The organism is Corynebacterium sp. HMSC061H03, from assembly GCF_001838215.1.
GTDB lineage: Bacteria > Actinomycetota > Actinomycetes > Mycobacteriales > Mycobacteriaceae > Corynebacterium > Corynebacterium jeikeium_D.
This window is the reverse complement of the sequence record NZ_KV836066.1, coordinates 133721-156012: the sequence shown is the minus strand read 5'-3', so window position 1 is coordinate 156012 and position 22292 is coordinate 133721. Positions and strand designations below refer to the sequence as shown.

The following is a 22292-nucleotide window of genomic DNA, read 5'->3' as shown; positions in this document are numbered from 1 at the left end:
GAGTGAAATCTATGCATCTTCACCGGTCAAACGGGGTAAATGCACGGCAGAAAGCCGAAACCCGCTCCCGTATTAGGGGAGCGGGTGGTACGTAACGCTATCAGGCCTAGCCTGAGTGGCTAGTCCTTGCGCCGTAAGCTGTCTTCAACTAAATCAAGCACGGAATCCAATTCGTCGACAGTGCGACCAGATGCCAGACGAACGATGATGCCATCGAGCATCAGCTCGAGAAAAAGCTGCATCGTGCGAACCGAATAATCCGACCGTAGGGAGCCGGATGAGGATGTCTGGGTCAATCGGTGGGCAACAGCGTCATCCAATTGATCCTGATGGCCCAACCATTGGCCCTTAAACTCCGGATCGCTGCGAAGGCGACGGGCAATCTCAAGGCGAGTTCCCAGCCAGCCATGCTTGTCTGGGTTCGCCACGATATCACGCATTACTTCCACTAAGCCGGAAGCCTCCGCGACTTCCGCCATATTTGCGGCATCTTCTTCGGCCAATGCTAAGAACAGACCTTCTTTGGATCCGAAGTGATGGAAAATAGCACCGCGAGACTTACCGGTAGCGGACTCCAGACGAGAGACCGTTGCGCCGTCGTAGCCGAATTCTGCAAAGCACTGCCGAGCGCCGTCGAGAATTTCGTGCCGCCGTTGAGCTAAATCCTGGTTACTCACTTTTGGCATAAGGAAACTCTTTTCTTGCCGGCGACGCCCAGGGACATGTTTCACTGCATGACGTGGCAGCGCCATTCCTATACTTCCCAAGCCTCATTTTGGTTGGGGTAGAGAAACCCGAGGCCGGCAGGGCGCTAGCCCGTGGGGTATGAATCCGCGGGCTAGCGCTACCTACCGGCCTCTAGAAGCGCTGCTTGTAACAAGCCCTAGCGCGCACGAGTCAAAGGGAAACTAGTTGCCCTTGATCATGTTGCGCAGGACGTACTGCAGAATACCGCCGTGGCGGTAGTAGTCAGCCTCACCAGGGGTATCGATGCGGACCACAGCGTCGAAGTCGAAGGACTCGCCGTTTTCCTTGGTAACCGTAACCTTGACGGTCTTCGGGATGGAGCCGTTGTTCAGCTCCTCCAGACCAGCGATGTCGAAGGTCTCAGTGCCATCGATACCCAGGGACTTCCAGGACTCACCCTCCGGGAACTGCAGCGGAACAACGCCCATGCCGATGAGGTTCGAGCGGTGGATACGCTCGAAGGACTCAGCGATAACAGCCTTGACGCCCAGCAGCAGGGTGCCCTTAGCTGCCCAGTCACGGGAGGAACCGGTGCCGTATTCCTTACCACCAACGACGACCAGCGGAGTGCCAGCCTCCTTGTAGTTCATGGCAGCGTCGTAGATGAAGGCCTGCGGGCCACCCTCCTGGGTGAAGTCGCGGGTGTAGCCACCGGTAACACCGTCAAGCAGCTGGTTCTGCAGGCGGATGTTAGCGAAGGTGCCGCGCACCATGACCTCGTGGTTACCACGACGGGAACCCAGGGAGTTGTAGTCCTTGCGCTCAACGCCCATGGAGTCGAGGTACTGAGCAGCCGGGGTGCCCGGCTTAATGGAGGAAGCCGGGGAGATGTGGTCGGTAGTCACCGAGTCACCCAGGGCAGCAAGGACGCGAGCGCCCTTGATGTCGGAAACCGGTGCCGGCTCCATTTCCATCTCGTCGAAGTACGGTGCCTTGCGGATGTAGGAGGACTTGTCGTCCCAAGCGAAGGTCTTGCCCTCCGGGGTCGGCAGGTTCTGCCAGCGCTCGTCACCAGCGAAGACATCCTTGTAGTCCTCGTCGTACAGCTCGGAAGAGATGGAGGCCTCGATGGTTGCTTCGATCTCTTCGGTGGACGGCCAAATGTCGCGCAGGAAGACATCGTTGCCCTCTGCGTCCTGACCCAGGGCGTCGGTTTCAAAGTCGAAGTCCATGGTACCGGCGATCGAGTAGGCGATAACCAGGATCGGGGAGGCCAGGTAGTTCATCTTCACGTCAGGGGAGATGCGGCCTTCGAAGTTACGGTTACCGGACAGAACCGCGGTAGCAGCCAGGTCGGCCTCGTTGATGGCGGAGGAAATCTCAGCCGGCAGCGGACCGGAGTTACCGATACAGGTTGCACAACCGAAGCCGGACAGGTAGAAGCCCAGAGCCTCGAGGTCCTTCCACAGGTCAGCACGCTTGAAGTAGCCGTTAACAACCTGGGAGCCCGGAGCACAAATGGTCTTGACCCACGGCTTAGCCTGCAGACCCTTCTCGACTGCCTTGCGTGCCAACAGACCAGCACCAATCATGACCGACGGGTTGGAGGTGTTGGTACAAGAGGTGATGGAAGCGATAGCGACCATACCGTGGTCGAGCGTGTACTCGCCGCCCTTCGGGGAAGTGACGGTAATCGGGGAGCTCGGGCGACCTTCAGCGCCGTTAGCGGCGGACTCGCCGTGGCCCTCGCGGGACTCGTTGTAGTCTGCGGCCAGCTCGGAGGTCGGTGCGGAAGCCTTGACAGCGCCCTTGATCTCGCCGTCGGAGTAGTTGTGCAGGTCCTTGCGGAACTGCTCCTTGGCGGAAGCCAACTCGATGCGGTCCTGCGGGCGCTTCGGGCCAGCGATGGACGGAACGACGGTGGACAGGTCCAGCTCGAGGTACTCGGAGTACTCAGCCTCCGGAGTGTTCTCGTCCAACCACATGCCCTGAGCCTTGGCGTAAGCCTCGACGCGCTCCAGGGTCTCCTTGTCACGGCCAGTCAGGGCCAGGTACTTGACGGTCTCATCGTCGATCGGGAAGATTGCGGCGGTGGAACCGAACTCCGGCGACATGTTACCGATGGTTGCACGGTTGGCCAGCGGCAGCTTGGAAACGCCAGCGCCGTAGAACTCTACGAACTTGCCGACGACGCCGTGCTGGCGCAGCATATCGGTGACGGTGAGCACAACGTCGGTTGCGGTAACGCCCGGCTGAATGTCACCAGTCAGCTTGAAGCCAACGACGCGCGGAATGAGCATGGAGATCGGCTGGCCAAGCATTGCGGCCTCAGCCTCAATACCACCGACACCCCAGCCCAGGATGCCCAGGCCGTTCTGCATGGTCGTGTGGGAGTCAGTACCAACACAGGTGTCCGGGTATGCCAGGCCGTTGTTCTCGAAGACGACGCGAGCCAGGTACTCGATGTTGACCTGGTGGACAATACCGGTTCCCGGAGGAACAACGCGGAAGTTGGAGAATGCGCCAGTACCCCAACGGAGGAACTTGTAGCGCTCATCATTGCGCTGGTATTCAATCTCGACGTTCTTAGCCAGAGCGTCTTCGCTACCGAAGGCCTCGATGATGACCGAGTGGTCGATGACCATCTCTGCCGGGTTCAGCGGGTTAACCTGATCCGGGTCGCCGCCGAGAGTCTTAACAGCCTCACGCATGGTAGCCAGGTCAACAACACAGGCGACGCCGGTGAAGTCCTGCATAATAACGCGAGCAGGGGTGAACTGAATCTCGATCGACGGATCAGCGGAAGGAACCCAGTTGGCGACAGCCTTGATGTGCTCCTCAGTGATGTTGGCGCCATCTTCGTTGCGCAGCAGGTTCTCACCGAGAACCTTCAACGAGTAAGGCAGCTTCTCCATACCCGGCACGGCGTCAAGAGCGAAGTAGTCATAAGACTTATCTCCGACCTCAAGCTTGCGCAGGGCGTTGAAAGAGTTCTTGCTTTCAGCCACAGTCAGCTCCATTTCTATTCGGGTGAATTGTCGCCTTAACTGAAGAGTCCGGCACTCGAATTTCGGCTCTCCACAAGGCATAGGTGCGATCACGCCGCCCCTTATCAACCAATTAAAGCAATAATCACGACGCGGGGCACACGAGCCCACACACACGTTTTAAGGAAGCGTTACCGTCCTTGCATCAACAATAACAGTACGAACGTTCTGTATGTAGATTGCCCGCGGCGCGCCGAGTCAAGCTACCCCCGTTCACATCCAAGACAGGCCATTATAGATAGGACAAACGAAGCAGCATCTCCGCCAAATTGGGGCGCGTGGAAACCATTCTCACGCAAAACAGGAGCACGATACGGAAGGCAGTTAATGCATACGCCAGCAGATTCACAGGCAGCGAAAGAAACCGTCGAAAAGGCGGTCGCTCAGCTACGCACCGACAACATCGTGACAAATAACCCACAGCTCCGAGAAGCAGTCCAGCCAATTGTCGACGATGCAGAAAATCGGGGGGTGCCCAATTTCAATATCATCTACCTAGATAGCGAGAAGATTTACCCCGTCGCCGAACAAAAGAACACCGACATCTTTTCCTTTGCCCGCCAAGTAGCAGACCAAGTCGGCGGAACGACTGTCGTGCGCACACCGGGCAATGTGGCCACCGCATCTGCCGATTTCCCCCGCGCAGCCATTGAACGCGCCGACCACGCAATGATGGAGACTCCGCGAGACTATCCGGCGGGTCTCGATGCCTATTTGCACGAGCTCACTAACTACGTCGTTCCGTGGACTCTTTACAGCCTCATCGCAGGCGTCGTTATCGTCGCACTCTTCGTCGGGCTGACGTTCTACTGGCTACGCACACGCCCAACCGCCTAAGAGTTCGCTTTACGACGGACGCTGGAGTTAACGGCCCCACTAAATACATTCACCGTCCCGGTTTTCCACCCCACGACAAGGGACAGGGTAAATGCCCCAAAAACTGGTAGCAGTGGAGAACTCAGTCACTATCTCAATTGGATAACACTGTTGCAGTCGCCGTAACCGTGTCAACGATTTTCGCCAAGGTCAAGCATGAGCGCTTGACCTTTTCTTATGCCCGGTACCCCAGGTAAAGGTCCGCGGCAGTCCGGCACGCCGATAAGTCACCACATAGTGACATAATTCACACAGAAAACCGGGGCTCATCATAACCGCAGGCCACGGCATATAACGAAACGGTTACAAAGTGGGGGACAGTTGGTAATTTTGTTACTTATGTTTTTTTAGAGCTTTTTGACCCGTAAAGTGCTTCGTGATGCCAATAGTGGACTCAAGGGTCCAGTATTGACCAATGAAAACTCGCGGGAGCGCCGCTGTTGCTTTTGGTTCTGGTTTCGGTTCGACGTTTTTCGAAGTTCCACTCAAGACCTGGAGGCAACAACAGGAAGATATCCAACGATGGGGAAGTCGCTGGTGTCGATTCTGAGGCGTGAACGCACCCATAGGAGAAATGTAGGAGTAACGCGGTGCCGAGTAATCGCAAAGTCCGTGCATCATATTGGACTCGTCCAATTGCCGGTATTATCACGGCGGGTCTTCTGGCGACGAACACTCAGGTCGCAGCTGCACAACAACTAAATCCGAGCGACGCCCAGATCCGTCAAGCGCGCGAGGCGGCCTCTAACGCCGAGTCGTACTTGCAGTCCCTGGTCGCCGAGGTAACTTCCAGCGAGCGCCGGGTATCTGACCTCGAGCTACGCATGGGCACTCTCCGCGAGGATGTCAACAAGGCCATGGTAGACCTTGAGAACGCTCGAGATGCCGCTAACCGTGCGCGCGAGGCGGTCGACGAGGCACGGATCCAACTCGATCGTTCCCGCGCTGAGCTCGCTAGTGCCCAGAAGCAGTTCGACGAGCTAGCCCGCACCATCATGCGCCAGGGACGTTCCAGTGGCTCGATCCTCGAGGGTGCGCGAGATGCATCCGAGGCTATTAACCGCCTGTCCGCCTTGCGTCGCGAAGCTGATCGTCAAGAGCAGACCGTTGACTCTCTGGATAAGAATCGCACCGAGGCTGCTAACCAGGAGTCCACGCTTCGCAAGAAGAGTGACGAGGCTCAGCAGGCGGAGGCCACCGCAAATCAGCGAAACACCGATGCTCAGAACGCGTACTCCGAGGCAAACGAGGAGCTTCAGAAGGAGCAAGCTGATTACCAGCAGGCTCAGGTCGACCGCGATGCCGCAAAGGCATCTTTGGATGCAGCCCGAAACGCGGTCAACGAGCTGAACTCCCAGCGCCAGAATTATGAGAACGAGCAGGCCCGCAAGGAAGCGGAAGACGCCGCTGCCAAGAAGGCCGCTGAGGAAGCCGCAGCTAAGACTCGCGCAGAGGCGCAGTCGAACCAGACTGATGAGGATTCCTCTTCTGAGTCCACAGATGAAAGCTCTAGCACCACTGGCTCCACTGGCTCCACTGGTTCTAACAGCTCTACCGACTCGGCTGGTTCGAGCAGCTCGACCGGCTCCACTGGCTCTGATAGCTCCACCGGCTCCACTGGCTCTAGCAGCTCCACTGGCTCCACCAGTTCCTCTGAGACGACCGAATCTTCGGACTCCTCTGAGTCCACCGAGACTTCGGAATCGTCTAGTACCGGCAGCTCGTCGTCAAGCGGCACCCCGGCACAGACTGTGGCGCCAACGAATCCGGAGACCGGTCAGAGCACCTCGGGTTCTTCCAGCCAGAAGGTTGAGACTGTCATCGCACGTGCGATGGGGCAGCTCGGTGTCCCATACGCATGGGGTGGCGGCAACGCCAACGGCCCGACCAAGGGCATCCGTGACGGCGGAGTAGCTGACTCCCACGGCGACTACAACAAGATTGGTTTCGACTGCTCGGGCCTGACTCTGTACGCCTACGCCGCTGTCGGCATTGACCTGCCTCACTACACCGGCTACCAGTACCAGCGCGGAAAGCACTACCCGGCATCTCAGATGAAGCGTGGTGACCTGCTGTTCTGGGGCCCGAATGGTCATGGCCACGTCGCTATCTACCTGGGCGATGGCAAGATGATTGAGGCACCGCAGTCCGGTTCTGTGGTTAAGATCTCGCCAGTCCGTTATAACGGAATGACACCGAACGTTGTCCGCCTCGTCTAGTTTCTAACGACGTGTTCTACAGGTCGGGCGACCGACCTAAAGAAGGGTTTCTCTGTGACCTACCCAACGCCCACTGACCACACGGACCTCGAGCGCGCATACGCGGAGCTGGGGAAGGTTGTGGTTGGCCAGGAGCACCTGATTAAGCAGCTCTTCATCGCGATGCTCGCAGGAGGTCATGTCCTGCTCGAAGGTGTTCCGGGTGTTGCGAAAACTCTGGCAGTGTCTACTTTTGCCACAGTGATGGGTGGGTCCTACTCCCGCATCCAGTTCACTCCGGATTTGGTGCCATCAGATATTGTCGGCACCCGGATTTTCCGCCAGGACACCTCGGAGTTCATTGTCGAGCCCGGCCCGGTCATGTCAAATATCGTGCTCGCTGATGAAATCAACCGCGCACCGGCGAAGGTGCAGTCGGCTCTGCTGGAAGTCATGGCAGAGCACCAGGTGTCCATCGCAGGGGAGTCCACGCCAGTACCGGAGCCGTTTTTGGTTCTGGCCACGCAAAACCCAATCGAAAACCAGGGTGTCTACCCACTGCCGGAGGCCCAGCGGGACCGTTTCCTATTTAAGGTCCTCGTGGGTTACCCCACTCCGGCGGAAGAGCGGGAGATTGTCTACCGCATGGGAGCCACCCCTCCAGTCGCGCAGCAGATTCTCACCCCAGAGAGTGTTCGGGAACTGCAGCGCGCTACCCGCGAAGTCTTTGTCCACCACACACTGATTGACTACATCGTGGCCGTCATCGAACTCACCCGCAATCCGATACGGGCGGAGTTGAAGGATGTCGACCGCTGGCTTTCCTATGGCGCATCACCGCGTGCAACTCTTGGTGCTGTCGCGGCTGCCCGCGCCCATGCGCTGTTTTCCGGTCGCGACTATGTCGTGCCGGACGATGTGGTCTCCGTGCTTCCCGACGTGCTGCGTCATCGCTTGGTCCTGTCCTATGAGGGCCTGGCCGATGGCGTTACTCCCGAACGGATTATTGACATCGTGTTGTCTCACGTGCGCCTTCCCCAAGGCGCGAGCACTGGCTCCGATGAGGGCACTGCCTCCTAATGTCAGCTCGTGAAGACGATCTTGCACGCGTCCTGGCGTACTTAGAGCTAACTGTTACGCGTAAGCTCAACGGACTTTTGCGCGGCAGCTTTCTCTCCACCGCTACTGGAGATGGCTCTGAGCCGGTTGGCTCCCGCGAATATGTCATCGGCGATGATGTTCGCCAGATGAACTGGGCAGTGACAGCCCGCACTGGAGTGCCGCACGTTCGCACCTCCGAGGCCGAGCGTGAGCTGGAGTGCTGGATCGTCGCCGAACCCGCCGCACGTCTGTCCACGGGATTGGCCGATACCACCAAACGACATCTGCTCACCGCCGCTGCCGGCGCTGTGACGATGCTTAACGACGCCCCGGGGTCCCGAACTGGATTAATCGCCGGTGGCACTCCAGTGCCCGCGGGCCAGGGCCGTGCCCACAGCTTGATGCTGCTCAAGCAGTTGGCTGACGCGACTGCTGAGCATAACCTCGCAGCGGATATTGACACAGTAATGACTCAGGCTCCGCGCGCTGGGCTGTTGGTTGTCATCTCGGATTTCCTTGGATCACTCGATTGGGCGCGCCCGCTGCGCGTTGCCTCGGCCTCGACAGAGATTATGGCGATTCGCCTGGTAGATCCAGCCGATGAAGCCTTACCCGGCGAAGGCCCGGTGGTCATGGCGGATTCCGCAACCGGCGAGACCATTGAACTCAACATCAACGACAAGACCCGCGCCGAGTATGCAGCTCAGGCTCGTGCCCACCACGAGCGTGTAATCAATGAACTGCGCAAATGCCGTGCTCGCGTTATTACCTTGCGTACGGATTCCGATTGGGTACTGGATTTTGCTCGACAAATTGGCCAACATTAGCGTCTGAGTAACCGCTTGTTAGTGCTATCTTTTTTGGGCCACCGACTAACCGGCTATAGCCACTGGTTTATACGCGACTGTTTAGGCGACTGGATGTGAGGAAACTGATACCGCGATGACGTTCCTAAACTCAACTTTTGCGCACCCAGGGTGGCTGCTCGCACTCGCTCTGCCTCTAGTGGCAGCCGTGGCCTATTGGATCAGCACTAAGCAGCGAAAGCAACGTGCCATTGCCTTTGGCAACTTCACCATCGTTGGATCACTAGGGAATAAGTCGTCGGCACGCCTGCGCCATGTCGTAGCTATCAGTGCGCTGTTGTCGCTAGTTCTGGTCATCATTTCATTGGCTGGTCCGATTTCGGAGACCAAAGTCGCCCGCAACCGAGCGACGGTTATGCTGGTGGTCGACGTTTCGCTGTCCATGTCGGCCACAGATGTTGCGCCCGACCGCATCACTGCCGCTAAAGAAGCCGGCCAAGAGTTCGTGGAGAACCTTCCCGACGACCTCAATATCGGCCTGGTGACGTTCTCTGGTCGCGCTCGCACTGCTGTCAGCCCGACTACCAACCATGACACCGTGAATCGAGCGCTCCAGGCTGCTGAGTTAGATCAGGCGACTGCGACCGGTGATGCTATCGCTGCCGCGCTGGATGCCATCAATCAGTTCAGCGACTCGGTTCAGGGCGGGGGAGAAGGCGCCCCGCCAGCGACAATTGTGCTGCTTTCCGACGGCAAACAGACCGTCCCACAAGAGCTCGACGATCCCCGCGGCGCGTATACCGCGGCCGCCGAAGCCGCCAAGGCCGGGGTGCCTGTCAACACGATTTCGTTCGGTACCGCGCAAGGCGCAATCACGGTTCAGGGCGAATTGATTCCAGTGCCTAACGACGACGATTCGCTGCGAGAGATCGCCCGTCGAACAAAAGGTGAGTTCTTCAGCGCTGGTTCCCTCGAGCAGCTCCGCGATGCCTATGGCTCACTGGAAGATGACATCGGTTACGAACTCAAGCGGGCCGAGAATCCGAGGCCCTATCTGATTGCAGCCTTCACGATGCTGCTAGTGACCGTGGGCTCACTGCTTGTAACCAATCGTCGAATTCCGCAGTAGGGCGGGGTTAGGGTGCCGTCGTCAAGCGATTGGTATGGAACCCCAATCGGCAAGAGACGCCGGGGGGCATTGAGCAGTCGTCTTATGGAGTCCTCAGACTGCGCTACTAACATGATTGGCTATGTCTTCTGATAATTTTGACGCTATTTTGCTGTTGTCTTTCGGCGGTCCCGAAAAGATGGCCGATGTGCGTCCCTTCCTGGAGAATGTCACCCGCGGCCGCGGAATTCCGCCGGAGAGGTTGGACGAAGTCGGTGCTCACTATGCGCACTTCGGCGGTAAGTCCCCGCTCAACGATTTAAACCGCAAAATTGTCTCCAACCTTAAAACTGAGCTGACTCGCCGTGGCTATGACTTGCCTGTTTATTTCGGCAATCGCAATTGGCATCCGATGGCTGAAGACACCGCGGCAAAGATGGCTGATGACGGCGTTAAGCGAGCGCTCGTTTTCGCCACTAGCGCCTGGGGCGGATACTCCGGCTGCCGCCAGTATCACGAAGACATTGCTCGGATGCGCGAATCTCTGGGCCACCGTGCTTTTGACATGGAGAAAATCCGGAGCTTCTACGATCATCCGCTCTTTATAGAAGCCTATGCAGACGCAGTGCGTGAGGCGTTTGCCAAGCTGCCGGATGACCGCCGTGACAAGGCCCGGCTTATTTTCACCGCTCACTCTATTCCGGTCTCTGCGGACAAGGCATCCGGGCCGGTAGAGCTCGGCGGAAATCTTTACTCCCGCCAGGTCAACGAAGCAGCACGGCTCGTCGCCGATGCAGTGGGTATCACCGATTTTGACGTCGTCTGGCAGTCCCGCTCTGGCCCGGAGCACGTGCCGTGGTTGGAGCCTGACATCGTCGACCACGTTGAAGCGAAGGTCGCCAACGGCCTCCGATCCGCAGTAGTGTGCCCGATTGGTTTCATCTCGGACCATGTTGAGGTCGCCTGGGATTTGGATGCCGAGCTACAGGATGAAATGGCTCATCACGACATCGTCATCGAGCGTGTCGCAACGCCTGGCCCGACGGCTACTTTCACTGACATGCTCGTGGAGCTCATCGAAGAGCGCATCGCAGATGGCGAACCCCGCCGCCTGGGAAGTGAACCGCTACTCGGCTCGGCCTGCAACGGCGCGCCCTGCGCCGCAGCCTGTTGCACTCCGGCAAAGCGCCGCCCACACTGATTCCTTTGGCGTCAATTGGGCCACGGGGCAAGGAAAACCTCTAGCGGGTCCACTCCTGAATCGCGTATTCCACCGCGCTCATCCGCGCCTGCCGAATCTTTCGCCACAAGGGGATGAGCTGCGCATCAAACGCGGCGCTGCCGTGCCCCGACTCGCTGCCCTGTGCCACCGCCAGAATCGACGACACCCGATCAGCTCTGGCGAGCACTCCCAGTGCACGGCGCGGCACATCATCCGGCACAAAAGCCATGTCCAGGTGATCATCGAGCATGCCGACCATCAGCCGGGGATCCACTTTCGGGGCACCACTGCTTGACGACGTCAGCGGTGAACGCGGCATCGCCGCAATCGTGGCAGCCGCAACCCGCGCCGCATCTGCCAGCTGTAAATCCGCCTCGCCAGGGGAGAGATAGGCCGGCTCGGGAATGTGGCTTTCCAGTGTGTACCAATGCCACTGCGGTAGGCCTGGCACCGGCGTTGTCACTGGTATGAGCACATGGTTCCAGCCCGGCTCCGCATCCGCAATCACAATGGCCGAGCCTGCTGCGCGTGCAGCTTCAGCGGCGTCGGTTCCCGCAGGCAGTGCAGGTGCATCACCGGGCCCGGAGAGAATGAGGCGGACGAGGGGACGGTGGTCACTGTGCCAATCTCCCGCTTCAGTAACCGCTCGAAGAAGGCGGAGCATGTCGCTTCGATCGAGATCAGCGTCGCAATCGATGACATTCGGAACCGTGGCGTCGGCAAGCACGAACGTCCCCGGAACTGACGTGGGTCCGCCGAGCGAGTCTAGCGCGTCGAGGAGATGATCGTAGTTTTCCAAACCCGACAACCACGCGCCCAGCCAAAGGGCGATGTGCTGAGTTGGACTCCAGACCTGGTCGAGAACACTGCGCTGCATAGTGCAGCTCATCCTAGTGCAGCGTGTCGTTGGTCCCGTAACCGATGCTGTTAATCTCAGTACCCATGAGCTTTCAAGACCCGTACCGCAATCAGGACGTGTTCGCTGGCGCACGTGGCCACCGCCGTCGTATCCCACAGCCGGCACGCGAGGTGACAGCAGAAAATGGTGTTGTCGTCGAGGCGTCCTATGACGGATTCGTCGGTGCGATTATCGGGTTGGAGAAAACTTTCGACGGCTGGTGCGTCCGGCTGGAGGACCGCCACGGCAAGTCGCGGCTATTTCCCATGCACGAGCGCGGATTTCTCATCGACGGCAAACCTGTGACTCTGGTGCGTCCGAAGGCACAACCCAAAAAGCCCTCACAGGATCTATCGGCATCGGGCTCGCGCAAGGTTCACAACGTCAAGGCGAAAGTTGCTCTCCCCAGCCGTATTTGGGTCGAGGGTATTCATGACGCGGCAATTGTCGAGAAGGTATGGGGCCACGATTTGCGTGTCGAAGGCGTAGTCGTGGAGTATCTGGAGGGCTTGGACAACCTTCCAGAACGCTTGGCCGAATTTGGTCCGGGTCCGAAGCGCCGCGTCGGAGTCCTGGCAGACCACTTGGTGGAGGGCAGTAAGGAAAGCCGCATGACTCAGCAGCTCGGCCCGCACGTGATGGTCACAGGCCACCCGTTTATCGATGTCTGGCAAGCGGTCAAACCCTCGTCGGTAGGCATCGAGGCATGGCCGGAAGTTCCCTACGGGGAGGACTGGAAGACAGGAATCTGCCGTCGCTTGGGCTGGGGAGACGACCCCAAGGAGGGCTGGCGACGTGTCTACGCAGGTGTACACACCTACCGTGATCTGGAGTCAGATTTGATTGGCGCAGTTGAGCGCCTGGTCGACTTCGTAACTGAGCCACATATGCAGTACTGACCCCGGAATACTGGCTCCACTCGCCCCACATTTGTTCTGCAAAGTAGGTAGGGTGAGGGCGTGATTCCTCTCCTTTGGCTCGGAGCAAGCCTCCTACTGGTTCTCGGTGAACTCGCAGTCGGAGATTTAGCACTGTTAATGCTCGGAGGTGGTGCACTGGCAGCGTCCGGTGCGAGCCAGCTTGGAGCGCCGCTTTGGCTATCAGTGGTTATCTTCGCCGTTGTGTCCGCCGCACTTGTGCTGACAGTTCGCCCTGTGTTGCGCAAAAAGATGGCAAAACCGGACAAGTCCGCCGAACTGGAGTCGCGTCCGGAACTGCTAGCGGGCCGTCATGCTGAGGTCATCGAGCCAGTTTCCTCGTCAGCGGGTCTGATTAAGGTCAATGGCGAGTTGTGGAGCGCGCGCAGTCTTCTGACTGCGCAGACCTTCGATGCGAAGGAAAGAGTCACGATTGTAGAGATTTCGGGCAATACCGCAGTAGTGGACAAGCTGCTCTGAGCAGCCAACTCACTTAAAGGGCGCTCGGAGCACTCTTAGTTACTGACCATTAAATAACTGACCACACAGTTTCTAGCTACGAGGGAATCCCATGGAAGGCTTTATCATCCTCGTCGTTTTCATTCTCGTGGTTGTTACCTTGGTTCTCAAAGCGATTGTCCTGGTTCCTCAGGGTGAAGCGGCAATCGTAGAGCGACTGGGACGATACACGCAGACACTGAACAGCGGCCTGAACTTCATCATCCCGATCATTGACCGAGTGCGCGAGAAGGTCGATACCCGTGAGCGTATGGTTACCTTCCCGCCACAGGCAGTGATCACCGAAGACAACCTGACTGTGGCTATCGATACCGTCGTGACCTTCCAGGTCAATGAACCGGATCGGGCAATTTACGGTATCGATGACTACATCTTCGGCGTCGAACAGATCACCACCGCAACGCTTCGCGACGTCGTGGGTGGCCTGACACTGGAAGAGACACTGACTTCCCGTGACTACATCAACCGCCGTCTGCGCGGCGAGCTGGACGAGGCCACTGCCAAGTGGGGTCTTCGTATCGCTCGTGTGGAGCTGAAGGCCATTGAGCCGCCACCGTCGATTCAGCAGTCGATGGAAAAGCAGATGAAGGCCGATCGCGAGAAGCGCGCCATGATTCTGACTGCGGAAGGTACCCGCGAAGCCGATATTAAAACTGCTGAGGGCCGTAAGCAGGCACAGATTCTGGCCGCCGAAGGTAACAAGCACGCAGCAATTCTGGCTGCTGAGGCTGAGCGTCAGGCAACCATTCTGCGCGCTGAGGGTACTCGCGCCGCTACCTACCTTGAGGCACAGGGTAATGCTCGCGCTATCCAGAAGGTCAACGCAGCTGTTAAGGCTTCACAGTTGACACCTGAGATTCTTGCCTGGCAGTACCTGGAGAAGTTGCCTGAGCTGGCAAATAAGGACGGCAATACTGTTTGGATGATTCCGTCGCAGTTTGGCGACAGTCTCGAGAGCTTCGCTAGGGCTTTCGGCAAGAAGGATGCCGACGGTGTCTTCCGCTATGAGCCTCCGGCCGTGAGCCGAGAGACCAAGGAAGAGGCTGAGCAGGGCCGCGACGAGAACTGGTTCGACATGTCGACTAATCCGGAGTTGGCTCGTGCAGTTGCCGCGGCGAACGAGGTCGCTAACCGCCCGGTTGATGATCCGGTAGCTGCAGCAGCTGGTAATACCCCTGAGAGGAAGAAGAATCGCCGCGCTGATTCGGCTCAGCCCGCTCAGCCTGAACAGTTGGGTGGCCAGAACGGCCCGGCAGCGGTTGAACCTGCGACACCGGCTGCACCCGCTGCGCCGGCCACACCGGCTGCGCCGTCAGTTCCTTCCGGCAAACGTGACCTGCCCTCGGCTCCTGGCACCGGTAATACCAATGCAGGCGGCGGTGCGCACTCCACCGATCGTCCAGATTTTTCTGGATGGTCACGTGACCCTTACGCCCCGGAAAATGGGCAGTAAGTTTTTATAACTCATCAGCTCGCTGAAGCAGGTGGACGGCCAGGTTCCATCCGGCCAGCTCCGCCTGCCAGCCAGCTGCAGCGAGGCGCTGATTGACGGCCTGCTTAGAAACTCCCAATTCTTCCGCGGCCTCTACCTGTGAAAAACCAGCGCGAACCAAACCAGTTGCCTCGCGGCCTTCGGGGGACCTACGAGAGATAACGTGGTGCAGCAATGTGAATGCTGCACCAATATCCTCCGAGTAATCCTTACCACGCGGATTGTTAGTCCGAATGCGGGTTTTTACCGTGCCGGCCCTGCCTCCCTTACCGATGACTGAGCTCGATGCCAGATGCGCTTGCTCAATGTCGTCCTGAGGACAAACACCGATACCTATCGCCCAGTCACCTGCGGCCAATAGCGCCAGCACAAGCGTGGTGACTCCCACAGCATTTTCAGGAGCTGCGCGAAGCTCTTCGATACCTGCAACCTCAACAGTTCCTACGCCTTCCAGGCCGGAAAGTGCCTGCGCAGAGGCCTGAACGTGATCTGCCCTGCGAGTAGATCGACCGCGATACCTGGCAAAGACTGAATACATACGCTCTAGTCTAGCCCCACCCCTTGACAGTTGGGCTAAGACACGTTCCTTCCCTCCGCACACTCACGGGCGCCCCACACCAACTCGCCGGAAACTCACGTCTAGCTCAAGAGCGCCAAGCGGTGTTTTAACGTTTCGAAGAACCGGTTACGACAGGGAACTTGGCGTCCGCAAGAAGTCCCAGCAAGCCAAGCACGAGCAGAATTCCCGTGGCCACCGCAAAGCGCACGTCGAAGCCGACCAACAGCGCGTCGCCAAGCAGAACGACGGCGAGTGTGTTCGGCGCCGAACCTAGGGCAGTGGCGATGATATACGGCACGATGCGTATCGACGACAGTCCACAGGCGTAGTTGAGAAACGAAAATGGCACGCCAGCAATCATGCGCAAGCTGAGCACTGTGAGCCAGCCGCGTTGCTCCAACCGATGGTCGAGACTGAGAAGACGGCGGTTGGTCAGGTGCGTGCGAAACCAATCGCGCCCCAAAAACCGCACAATGCATAGGGAGAGAAGGGCAGAAACCGTCGTCGCAGTAATTGCCAGCAGGAAACCGAGCACTGGCCCGAAGAGGATTCCGGAAGCCAAAGTGAATACGGTGCGGGGGATTGGGAACTGAGTCAGTGCAACGTATGCGAGGAAGTAGAGGAGCGGGAACCAGTCATCGGCATCGATGGACCACTGCCGGATGGTAGCGACCGTGGGAACATCGACGTACAGCGTGACGACGACCCCCACACCTACGGCTAGCACCAGCAGAACCTTTTTGAGTGTAGGGGTAATTCGCACATCGGATACGTTCACCCATTTGAGGTTACCGGGGATTGCGGGGAAGCGTGTGACCTGCGCGTTGGAGGCTCTGCGAGGAGGGCTAGTCAGCGGCTAAAGGCGTTTGCCCATTATTTCACTAGGATGGGAATCAAGGTCACTATGCCTTAGCTCGAGCACTTGACGTGCCTGTCAGCACAAAACCGAACGTAAGGGTATTGCACAAATAGCTGAAAAGTTCAGTGCATGGACACTCGGGTGAGTCTTAGCGTCTGACTAGTGGCTCTTATTGACTATTGGAGGAAGCCAACGCCTTTAGATCCCTTTCCGTCGCGGAGAATTCGGAAATTGTCGCAGCCGAATTTCCTCGGTCATGGATTGATAGAGGCGTTGCTTAGAACATGTAAGGGAGAAGGTCTGTCGTGACTGACCGAACGACCCCCGAATCACCTTCCACGCTGCCACCAAACTTCGAGGAATTGCAGAATTCCTGGTATCAGGGCGTGGCCAAGGTATTCGCGCGGGTGCACAAGCAAGACGTTGCAGATGTACCGCTCGATATTTGGAAACGACTGATTCAGACCACCTATGACGGTGTGGATGTCCGCCCGCTCTACACCCGCGCGGACGAGCTCGCGGAAAGCCCAGCTCCGGGCCAGTTCCCATTCGTCCGTGGCGCAAAGGTCACTTCGGACAACACCAACGGTTGGGGCGTTCGGGAAACCTTCGGTCGCCAGTACCCAGGTGAGGATGCACTTGACCCAAAGGCCGTCAACGAGACTCTGCTGACTGCCCTGGAAAACGGCACCACGGACATCCGCCTGGACTTCACCGGCTCCCTCGAAGCCGCTGATGTGCCGGCTCTGCTCAACAACGTCTACGTCGACCTTGCTCCGATTGCCGTGCATGCTGGTAAGAAGACTGCGCAGGTTGCGGAAGCACTGACGTCCTACATCGAGCAGGCGAACCCGACTAATCCGGATAACATCGCAGTCGAGCTTTCTGCAGCTCCGCTGACCTCCGCTTTTGCCGGTATTGACGATGTCTCTCTCGACGAGGCCACTCAGCTGGCCGTCAAGGCGGCTAAGCAGCCGGGCGACGTCCGCGCCCTGCTTGTCGACGGCGTTGTTTTCTCCAACCTGGGTGCAAACAACATCCAGGAGATTGGCTACAGTCTCGCCGTTGGTGTCGCCTACTTGCGTGCGCTGACCGAAGCGGGCTTGAGCGCTGAAGAAGCCCTCGGCCAGATCGCTTTCCGCTTTGCCGCTACCGACGACCAATTCGACACCATTGCGAAGTTCCGCGCCGCTCGCGTTCTGTGGGCCCGCGTTGCTGAGGTTATCGGCGCCCCTGAAGCTGGCCGCGCTCCGATGCACGCTGTGACCGCCCCGGTCATGTTCAGCCAGCGCGATCCGTGGGTCAACATGCTGCGTGTGACTGTCGCCTCCTTCGCCGCAGGTGTCGGCGGTGCCTCCTCAGTTGAGGTTCTGCCGTTTGATTACGCAGTTGTCGGCGGCATGCCGAACGTCTCCAAGACTTTCAAGGCTCGCATCGCTCGCAACACCAACCTGTTGCTGCTGGAAGAGTCTCACCTTGGGTACGTCGCCGACCCAGCAGGTGGCTCCTACTTCGTCGAAGACCTGACCGAGGAAATGGCCGACAAGGCGTGGGAGATCTTCACTGCCACTGAGGCCGGCGGCGGTTTCGCCTCCGCGCAGGCCGATATTCGCACCGCCCTGGACGCTACCTGGGAAAAGCGCCGCGCCGACATCGCACACCGCCGCACCAAGGTCACCGCTATCAACGAGTTCCCGAACCTGGCTGAAGCCCCACTGGCTCCCGAGGCTCGCCCGGAGGGCGACCCGATTCGCCGTTGGGCCAGCGACTTCGAGGCACTGCGCAACCGCTCCGATGACTTCCTGGCTGAAAAGGGCAACCGTCCGCTGATTGCCATGCTGCCGCTGGGTCCGCTGGCCAAGCACAACATCCGCACTGGTTTTACCTCCAACCTGCTGGCTTCCGGCGGTATCGCCGTCGCCAACCCCGGCCAGGTTGTGCCGGGCGAGGCCGGTTTCGAAGAGGCAGTGAAGGCCTCACCGATTGTCGTGCTGTGCGCAGCCGACAGCGAGTACGAGGCCTCGGGCCAGGACGCTGTCAAGGCCGCCCGCGCCGCCGGCGCTAAGGAGGTCTTGGTGGCCGGCTCCGAGAAGAGCTTCGCCAATGCCGCTGAGGACGCTCGCCCCGACGGATACCTGAACATGACCATCGATGCTGTCGCGGAGCTGTCCCGACTGCTGAACGAACTGGGAGCGTGAAGGAAGTAATGACCACCATCCCAAATTTCGCTGACATCTCCCGCAACACCGACGACGCGGCCGCTGCCACTAACAAGGCAGCTGCCGCGGAAGCTGGTGAAGTGTGGACCATTCCAGAGGGCATCGATGTCAAGCGCGTCTACGATCGCGCTGACCGCGACGCCGCTGCTGCCGAGGGCCACCCGGTAGATTCTTTCCCGGGTATCGCCCCATTCATGCGCGGGCCGTACCCGACCATGTACACCAACCAACCGTGGACTATTCGCCAGTACGCTGGCTTCTCCACCGCAGCTGAGTCCAATGCCTTCTACCGCCGCAACCTCGCGGCCGGCCAGAAGGGCCTTTCGGTCGCTTTCGACCTGGCTACCCACCGTGGCTACGACTCGGACAACCCGCGTGTGTCCGGCGACGTCGGTATGGCCGGCGTGGCAATTGACTCGATTTACGACATGCGTGAGCTCTTCCAGGGCATTGACCTGGGCGGCGTCTCGGTGTCTATGACCATGAACGGCGCTGTGCTGCCGATTCTGGCCTTCTACATTGTCACCGCTGAAGAGCAGGGCGTTTCGACCGAGCAGCTGCGCGGTACGATCCAGAACGACATTCTCAAGGAGTTCATGGTTCGTAACACGTACATCTACCCGCCGAAGCCTTCGATGCGAATCATCTCCTCGATCTTCGAGTACACCTCGGCAAAGATGCCGAAGTTCAACTCGATTTCGATTTCCGGCTACCACATTCAGGAAGCGGGCGCGACGGCCGACCTTGAGCTCGCTTACACGCTTGCCGACGGCATCGAGTACCTGCGGGCCGGTATTGACGCTGGCCTTGAAGTTGATAAGTTCGCTCCGCGTCTGTCCTTCTTCTGGGGCATCTCGATGAACACCTTCACCGAGATCGCCAAGCTGCGTGCAGGCCGCATCCTCTGGTCCGAGCTGGTTGGCAAGTTTGGCCCGAAGAACCCGAAGTCCCAGTCCCTGCGTACTCACTCGCAGACCTCTGGTTGGTCGCTGACCGCTCAGGATGTCTACAACAACGTCGCGCGTACTGCTGTTGAGGCTATGGCCGCAACACAGGGCCACACCCAGTCGCTGCACACCAACGCACTGGACGAGGCTCTGGCACTGCCGACTGACTTCTCAGCCCGTATTGCTCGTAACACTCAGCTGCTGCTTCAGCAGGAGTCCAACACCACGCGTCCGGTTGATCCGTGGGCTGGTTCCTACTACATCGAGTGGCTGACTAATGAGCTGGTCAAGCGTGCACGCCAGCACATCGACGAGGTCGAAGAGGCCGGCGGTATGGCACAGGCCACCATCGAGGGCATTCCGAAGCTGCGTATTGAAGAGGCTGCAGCTCGTACGCAGGCCCGTATTGACTCGGGTCGTCAGGCTCTCATCGGCGTGAATAAGTACCAGGTCGAAGAGGACGAGGCCATCGAGGTTCTCAAGGTTGAGAACTCCCGCGTGCGCCAGGAGCAGATTGACAAGCTGGCTCGCCTGCGCGCCGAGCGCGACGAGGAAGAGGTTCAGAAGGCACTGGCCGCTCTGACCGACGCTTGCCGTAACCCGGGTGAACCGGGGGACCTGGACAAGAACCTTTTGAAGCTCGCTGTCGACTGTGCTCGCGCCATGGCCTCCATCGGTGAAATCTCCGACGCCATGGAAGAGGTCTTTGGCCGCCATCAGGCCGAGATCCGTACTCTCTCCGGCGTCTACAAGGACGAAGTTGGCAAGGAGGGAGCCGTGTCCAACGTCTCCAAGGCCATCGCCATGGCCGATAAGTTCGAAGAGCAGGAAGGTCGCCGTCCCCGTATCTTCCTGGCCAAGATGGGCCAGGATGGTCACGACCGTGGCCAGAAGGTCATCGCGTCCGCCTACGCGGACCTCGGCATGGACGTTGACGTGGGACCGCTGTTCCAAACTCCGGAGGAGGCCGCCAAGTCGGCAGTCGACTCGGATGTCCACGTCGTCGGTGTTTCTTCGCTGGCCGCCGGACACCTGACGCTCGTTCCTGCCCTGCGCGATGAGCTGGCAAAACTGGGTCGTGAGGACATCATGATTGTTGTCGGTGGTGTTATCCCACCGGGCGACTTCCAGGAACTCTACGATGCCGGCGCCGCGGCTATTTACCCGCCGGGCACTGTCATCGCTGATTCGGCAATCGACATGATGACCAAGCTCTCTAACGAGCTGGGCCTCGACCTTGCCGTTGACGAAGAGTCCTAAATAACTACCGCATCCGCGCTGGGCTGACTGTTCAGCTCAGCGCGTTGTCGGAATTGAGAAGTAGCGATGAACGAGTATCTTGAAGAAAACCTGGGCACCCTCGTCACTACCGCTGGCACGGTCGTTGAGGGAAAGACCGCTGTAGCCCCCGAAGTCGTCCGCCGTGCGCGACGACGGATCGATGTCGACGACCTCTTTGAGGGCGTGCGGGCTGGAAACCGCACTAAGTTGGCCCGGGCAATCACGCTGCTGGAGTCGACTGCTCCGGCGCATAAGGTGCTGGCTCAGGAACTACTGGTGAAGTTGCTGCCATTTTCCGGCAAGGCCATGCGTGTCGGCCTTACCGGCGTCCCCGGCGTCGGTAAATCAACCACGATTGAAACCCTCGGACTGAAGCTGATCGAGGAGGGCCACCGCGTTGCAGTGCTGGCCATCGACCCGTCGTCGACGAAGTCCGGTGGTTCGATTCTGGGCGACAAGACCCGTATGTCCCGACTCTCGGCCGCGGATGAAGCCTTCATTCGTCCGTCGCCCTCTGCGGGCACACTCGGTGGTGTCGCCAAGGCAACGCGTGAGGCCATGGTGGTGCTCGAGGCCGCAGGCTACGACATTGTCATCGTCGAAACTGTCGGCGTCGGTCAGTCCGAGGTCGCGGTGGCCCAGATGGTGGATACGTTTGCGTTTCTGGCACTCGCCGGCGCTGGTGACCAGCTCCAGGGCATCAAGAAGGGTGTGCTGGAGATGGCCGACGTGATTTCTATCAACAAGGCGGATGGTAAGAACTTGCGCCCGGCAAAGCGCGCTGCGCGTGATCTGATGACGGCCATGAAGATGGTTCGTTCCTCAGACCAAGTCTGGACGCCACCGGTACTGACTATGTCGGCATTGGAGGACGACGGCATCGACAAGTTCTGGCAAGCCATCGAAGACCATGTCGAGGCTATGCACGAGAATCATCTCTTTGATGAAAACCGCGCTAACCAGCAGATTAAGTGGATGTGGTCCATGGTTCACGAGACGCTCTTGCAGCGGCTCAACACCAACGAGGCTGTGCAGACAGAGAGCACCCTGGTGGAAAAACAACTCCGCTCGGGGCTGCTCACACCGACGCTCGCCGCCCAGCGCATCATGGAGGCATTTGACCAGGGAAGGGCATCGAACGCCGGGCTCGCCAACTAGGTTCAGAAAGGCGCGGGGTTTTCGTCGTAAAGCGAGTAAAGCGGGCGTATCCGTGTGCGCCTACTGACCGCGGTGATGGGGCGGATCGCTGTAGAGCGTGTGTTCGGCGAAGTGGAGAGCGTTGACCACGAGGTTGGTAAGGTGCTCGTCGGGCTGAGAGTAGAAGCTAGACGTGCCCTCCTTGCGGGTCTGCACCATATTGGCCATGCGCAACTTCGCCAGGTGCTGAGAAATCGCGGGGACGGGGCGATCGAGCGCGCTAGCGATGGCGGTGACGGTCATCTCCCCGTCACGGAGGAGCGACAGGATCGAGAGACGCGTCTTGTCGGCCATCAACTTCAGTACGTTAGTGGCAACGTCGAACTCGGTGCTCGTAGGAGCCTTCTCAGTCATTTGGA

Annotated in this window: 18 protein-coding genes; 12 read left to right on the top strand and 6 right to left on the bottom strand. The window is 59.0% G+C overall.

The window, feature by feature from the left end:
- Positions 1–119 precede the first annotated feature (119 nt).
- Positions 120–686 carry a TetR/AcrR family transcriptional regulator gene (locus tag HMPREF2787_RS05375; protein WP_016422763.1) on the bottom strand — a complete coding sequence of 189 codons (567 nt, stop codon included), beginning with the start codon at positions 684–686 and terminating at the stop codon, positions 120–122.
- Positions 687–908: 222 nt separating this feature from the next.
- Positions 909–3695: an aconitate hydratase AcnA gene (acnA, locus tag HMPREF2787_RS05370; protein ID WP_080971469.1), complete on the bottom strand. Its 2787-nt coding sequence runs from the start codon at positions 3693–3695 to the stop codon at positions 909–911.
- 366 nt (positions 3696–4061) lie between these two features.
- Here acnA and HMPREF2787_RS05365 point away from each other — a divergent pair, with 366 nt between their 5' ends.
- From HMPREF2787_RS05365 to HMPREF2787_RS05340, 6 genes are all read left to right on the top strand, one after another.
- Positions 4062–4571 carry an Rv1476 family membrane protein gene (locus HMPREF2787_RS05365; RefSeq protein WP_069359556.1) on the top strand — a complete coding sequence of 170 codons (510 nt, stop codon included), beginning with the start codon at positions 4062–4064 and terminating at the stop codon, positions 4569–4571.
- Between the two features lie 629 nt (positions 4572–5200).
- Positions 5201–6829, top strand: a complete 1629-nt coding sequence (locus HMPREF2787_RS05360; protein WP_070858597.1) for a DIP1281 family NlpC/P60 protein — start codon at positions 5201–5203, stop codon at positions 6827–6829.
- A gap of 54 nt (positions 6830–6883) precedes the next feature.
- A complete protein-coding gene (locus tag HMPREF2787_RS05355; protein ID WP_070858596.1) occupies positions 6884–7888 on the top strand; it encodes an AAA family ATPase in 1005 nt (334 codons plus the stop codon).
- A complete protein-coding gene (locus tag HMPREF2787_RS05350) occupies positions 7888–8736 on the top strand; it encodes a DUF58 domain-containing protein (protein WP_016422768.1) in 849 nt (282 codons plus the stop codon). Before HMPREF2787_RS05355 ends, HMPREF2787_RS05350 begins: the two co-directional genes overlap by 1 nt.
- 115 nt (positions 8737–8851) lie before the next feature.
- Complete coding sequence (locus HMPREF2787_RS05345; RefSeq protein WP_016422769.1) at positions 8852–9844, top strand: VWA domain-containing protein; 993 nt, start codon at positions 8852–8854, stop codon at positions 9842–9844.
- Between the two features lie 121 nt (positions 9845–9965).
- On the top strand, positions 9966–11024 hold the full coding sequence (locus HMPREF2787_RS05340; RefSeq protein WP_016422770.1) for a ferrochelatase: 1059 nt from the start codon (positions 9966–9968) through the stop codon (positions 11022–11024).
- Between the two features lie 40 nt (positions 11025–11064).
- Here HMPREF2787_RS05340 and HMPREF2787_RS05335 read toward each other — a convergent pair whose 3' ends face one another.
- A complete protein-coding gene (locus tag HMPREF2787_RS05335; RefSeq protein WP_070858595.1) occupies positions 11065–11922 on the bottom strand; it encodes a hypothetical protein in 858 nt (285 codons plus the stop codon).
- Positions 11923–11987: 65 nt separating this feature from the next.
- Here HMPREF2787_RS05335 and HMPREF2787_RS05330 point away from each other — a divergent pair, with 65 nt between their 5' ends.
- The 3 genes from HMPREF2787_RS05330 to HMPREF2787_RS05320 all read left to right on the top strand — a co-directional run bounded on the left by HMPREF2787_RS05330 (position 11988) and on the right by HMPREF2787_RS05320 (position 14832).
- On the top strand, positions 11988–12842 hold the full coding sequence (locus HMPREF2787_RS05330; RefSeq protein WP_048734135.1) for a DUF3097 domain-containing protein: 855 nt from the start codon (positions 11988–11990) through the stop codon (positions 12840–12842).
- A 60-nt stretch (positions 12843–12902) separates the two neighbouring features.
- The gene (locus HMPREF2787_RS05325) at positions 12903–13340 is read left to right on the top strand and encodes an NfeD family protein (RefSeq protein ID WP_042388696.1); all 438 of its coding nucleotides are present in this window, start codon (positions 12903–12905) and stop codon (positions 13338–13340) included.
- Between the two features lie 91 nt (positions 13341–13431).
- On the top strand, positions 13432–14832 hold the full coding sequence (locus HMPREF2787_RS05320) for an SPFH domain-containing protein (protein WP_070858594.1): 1401 nt from the start codon (positions 13432–13434) through the stop codon (positions 14830–14832).
- Positions 14833–14836: 4 nt separating this feature from the next.
- Here the strand turns inward: HMPREF2787_RS05320 and HMPREF2787_RS05315 are convergent, their stop codons facing one another.
- Positions 14837–15409, bottom strand: a complete 573-nt coding sequence (locus tag HMPREF2787_RS05315) for a DNA-binding protein (protein ID WP_070547119.1) — start codon at positions 15407–15409, stop codon at positions 14837–14839.
- A 127-nt stretch (positions 15410–15536) separates the two neighbouring features.
- On the bottom strand, positions 15537–16208 hold the full coding sequence (locus HMPREF2787_RS05310) for a TVP38/TMEM64 family protein (protein WP_070858593.1): 672 nt from the start codon (positions 16206–16208) through the stop codon (positions 15537–15539).
- A gap of 386 nt (positions 16209–16594) precedes the next feature.
- On the opposite strand from HMPREF2787_RS05310, the gene HMPREF2787_RS05305 reads away from it, so the two are divergent.
- The 3 genes from HMPREF2787_RS05305 to meaB all read left to right on the top strand — a co-directional run bounded on the left by HMPREF2787_RS05305 (position 16595) and on the right by meaB (position 21894).
- Positions 16595–18487 carry a methylmalonyl-CoA mutase family protein gene (locus HMPREF2787_RS05305; protein WP_070858592.1) on the top strand — a complete coding sequence of 631 codons (1893 nt, stop codon included), beginning with the start codon at positions 16595–16597 and terminating at the stop codon, positions 18485–18487.
- A gap of 8 nt (positions 18488–18495) precedes the next feature.
- The gene (gene scpA / locus HMPREF2787_RS05300; protein WP_005510731.1) at positions 18496–20715 is read left to right on the top strand and encodes a methylmalonyl-CoA mutase; all 2220 of its coding nucleotides are present in this window, start codon (positions 18496–18498) and stop codon (positions 20713–20715) included.
- Positions 20716–20781: 66 nt separating this feature from the next.
- Positions 20782–21894 carry a methylmalonyl Co-A mutase-associated GTPase MeaB gene (meaB, locus tag HMPREF2787_RS05295; protein ID WP_048734122.1) on the top strand — a complete coding sequence of 371 codons (1113 nt, stop codon included), beginning with the start codon at positions 20782–20784 and terminating at the stop codon, positions 21892–21894.
- A gap of 60 nt (positions 21895–21954) precedes the next feature.
- Here the strand turns inward: meaB and HMPREF2787_RS05290 are convergent, their stop codons facing one another.
- Positions 21955–22287 (bottom strand): ArsR/SmtB family transcription factor, encoded by a 333-nt coding sequence (locus tag HMPREF2787_RS05290; protein ID WP_048734120.1) that lies wholly within the window; start codon positions 22285–22287, stop codon positions 21955–21957.
- Between the last annotated feature and the right edge of the window lie 5 nt (positions 22288–22292).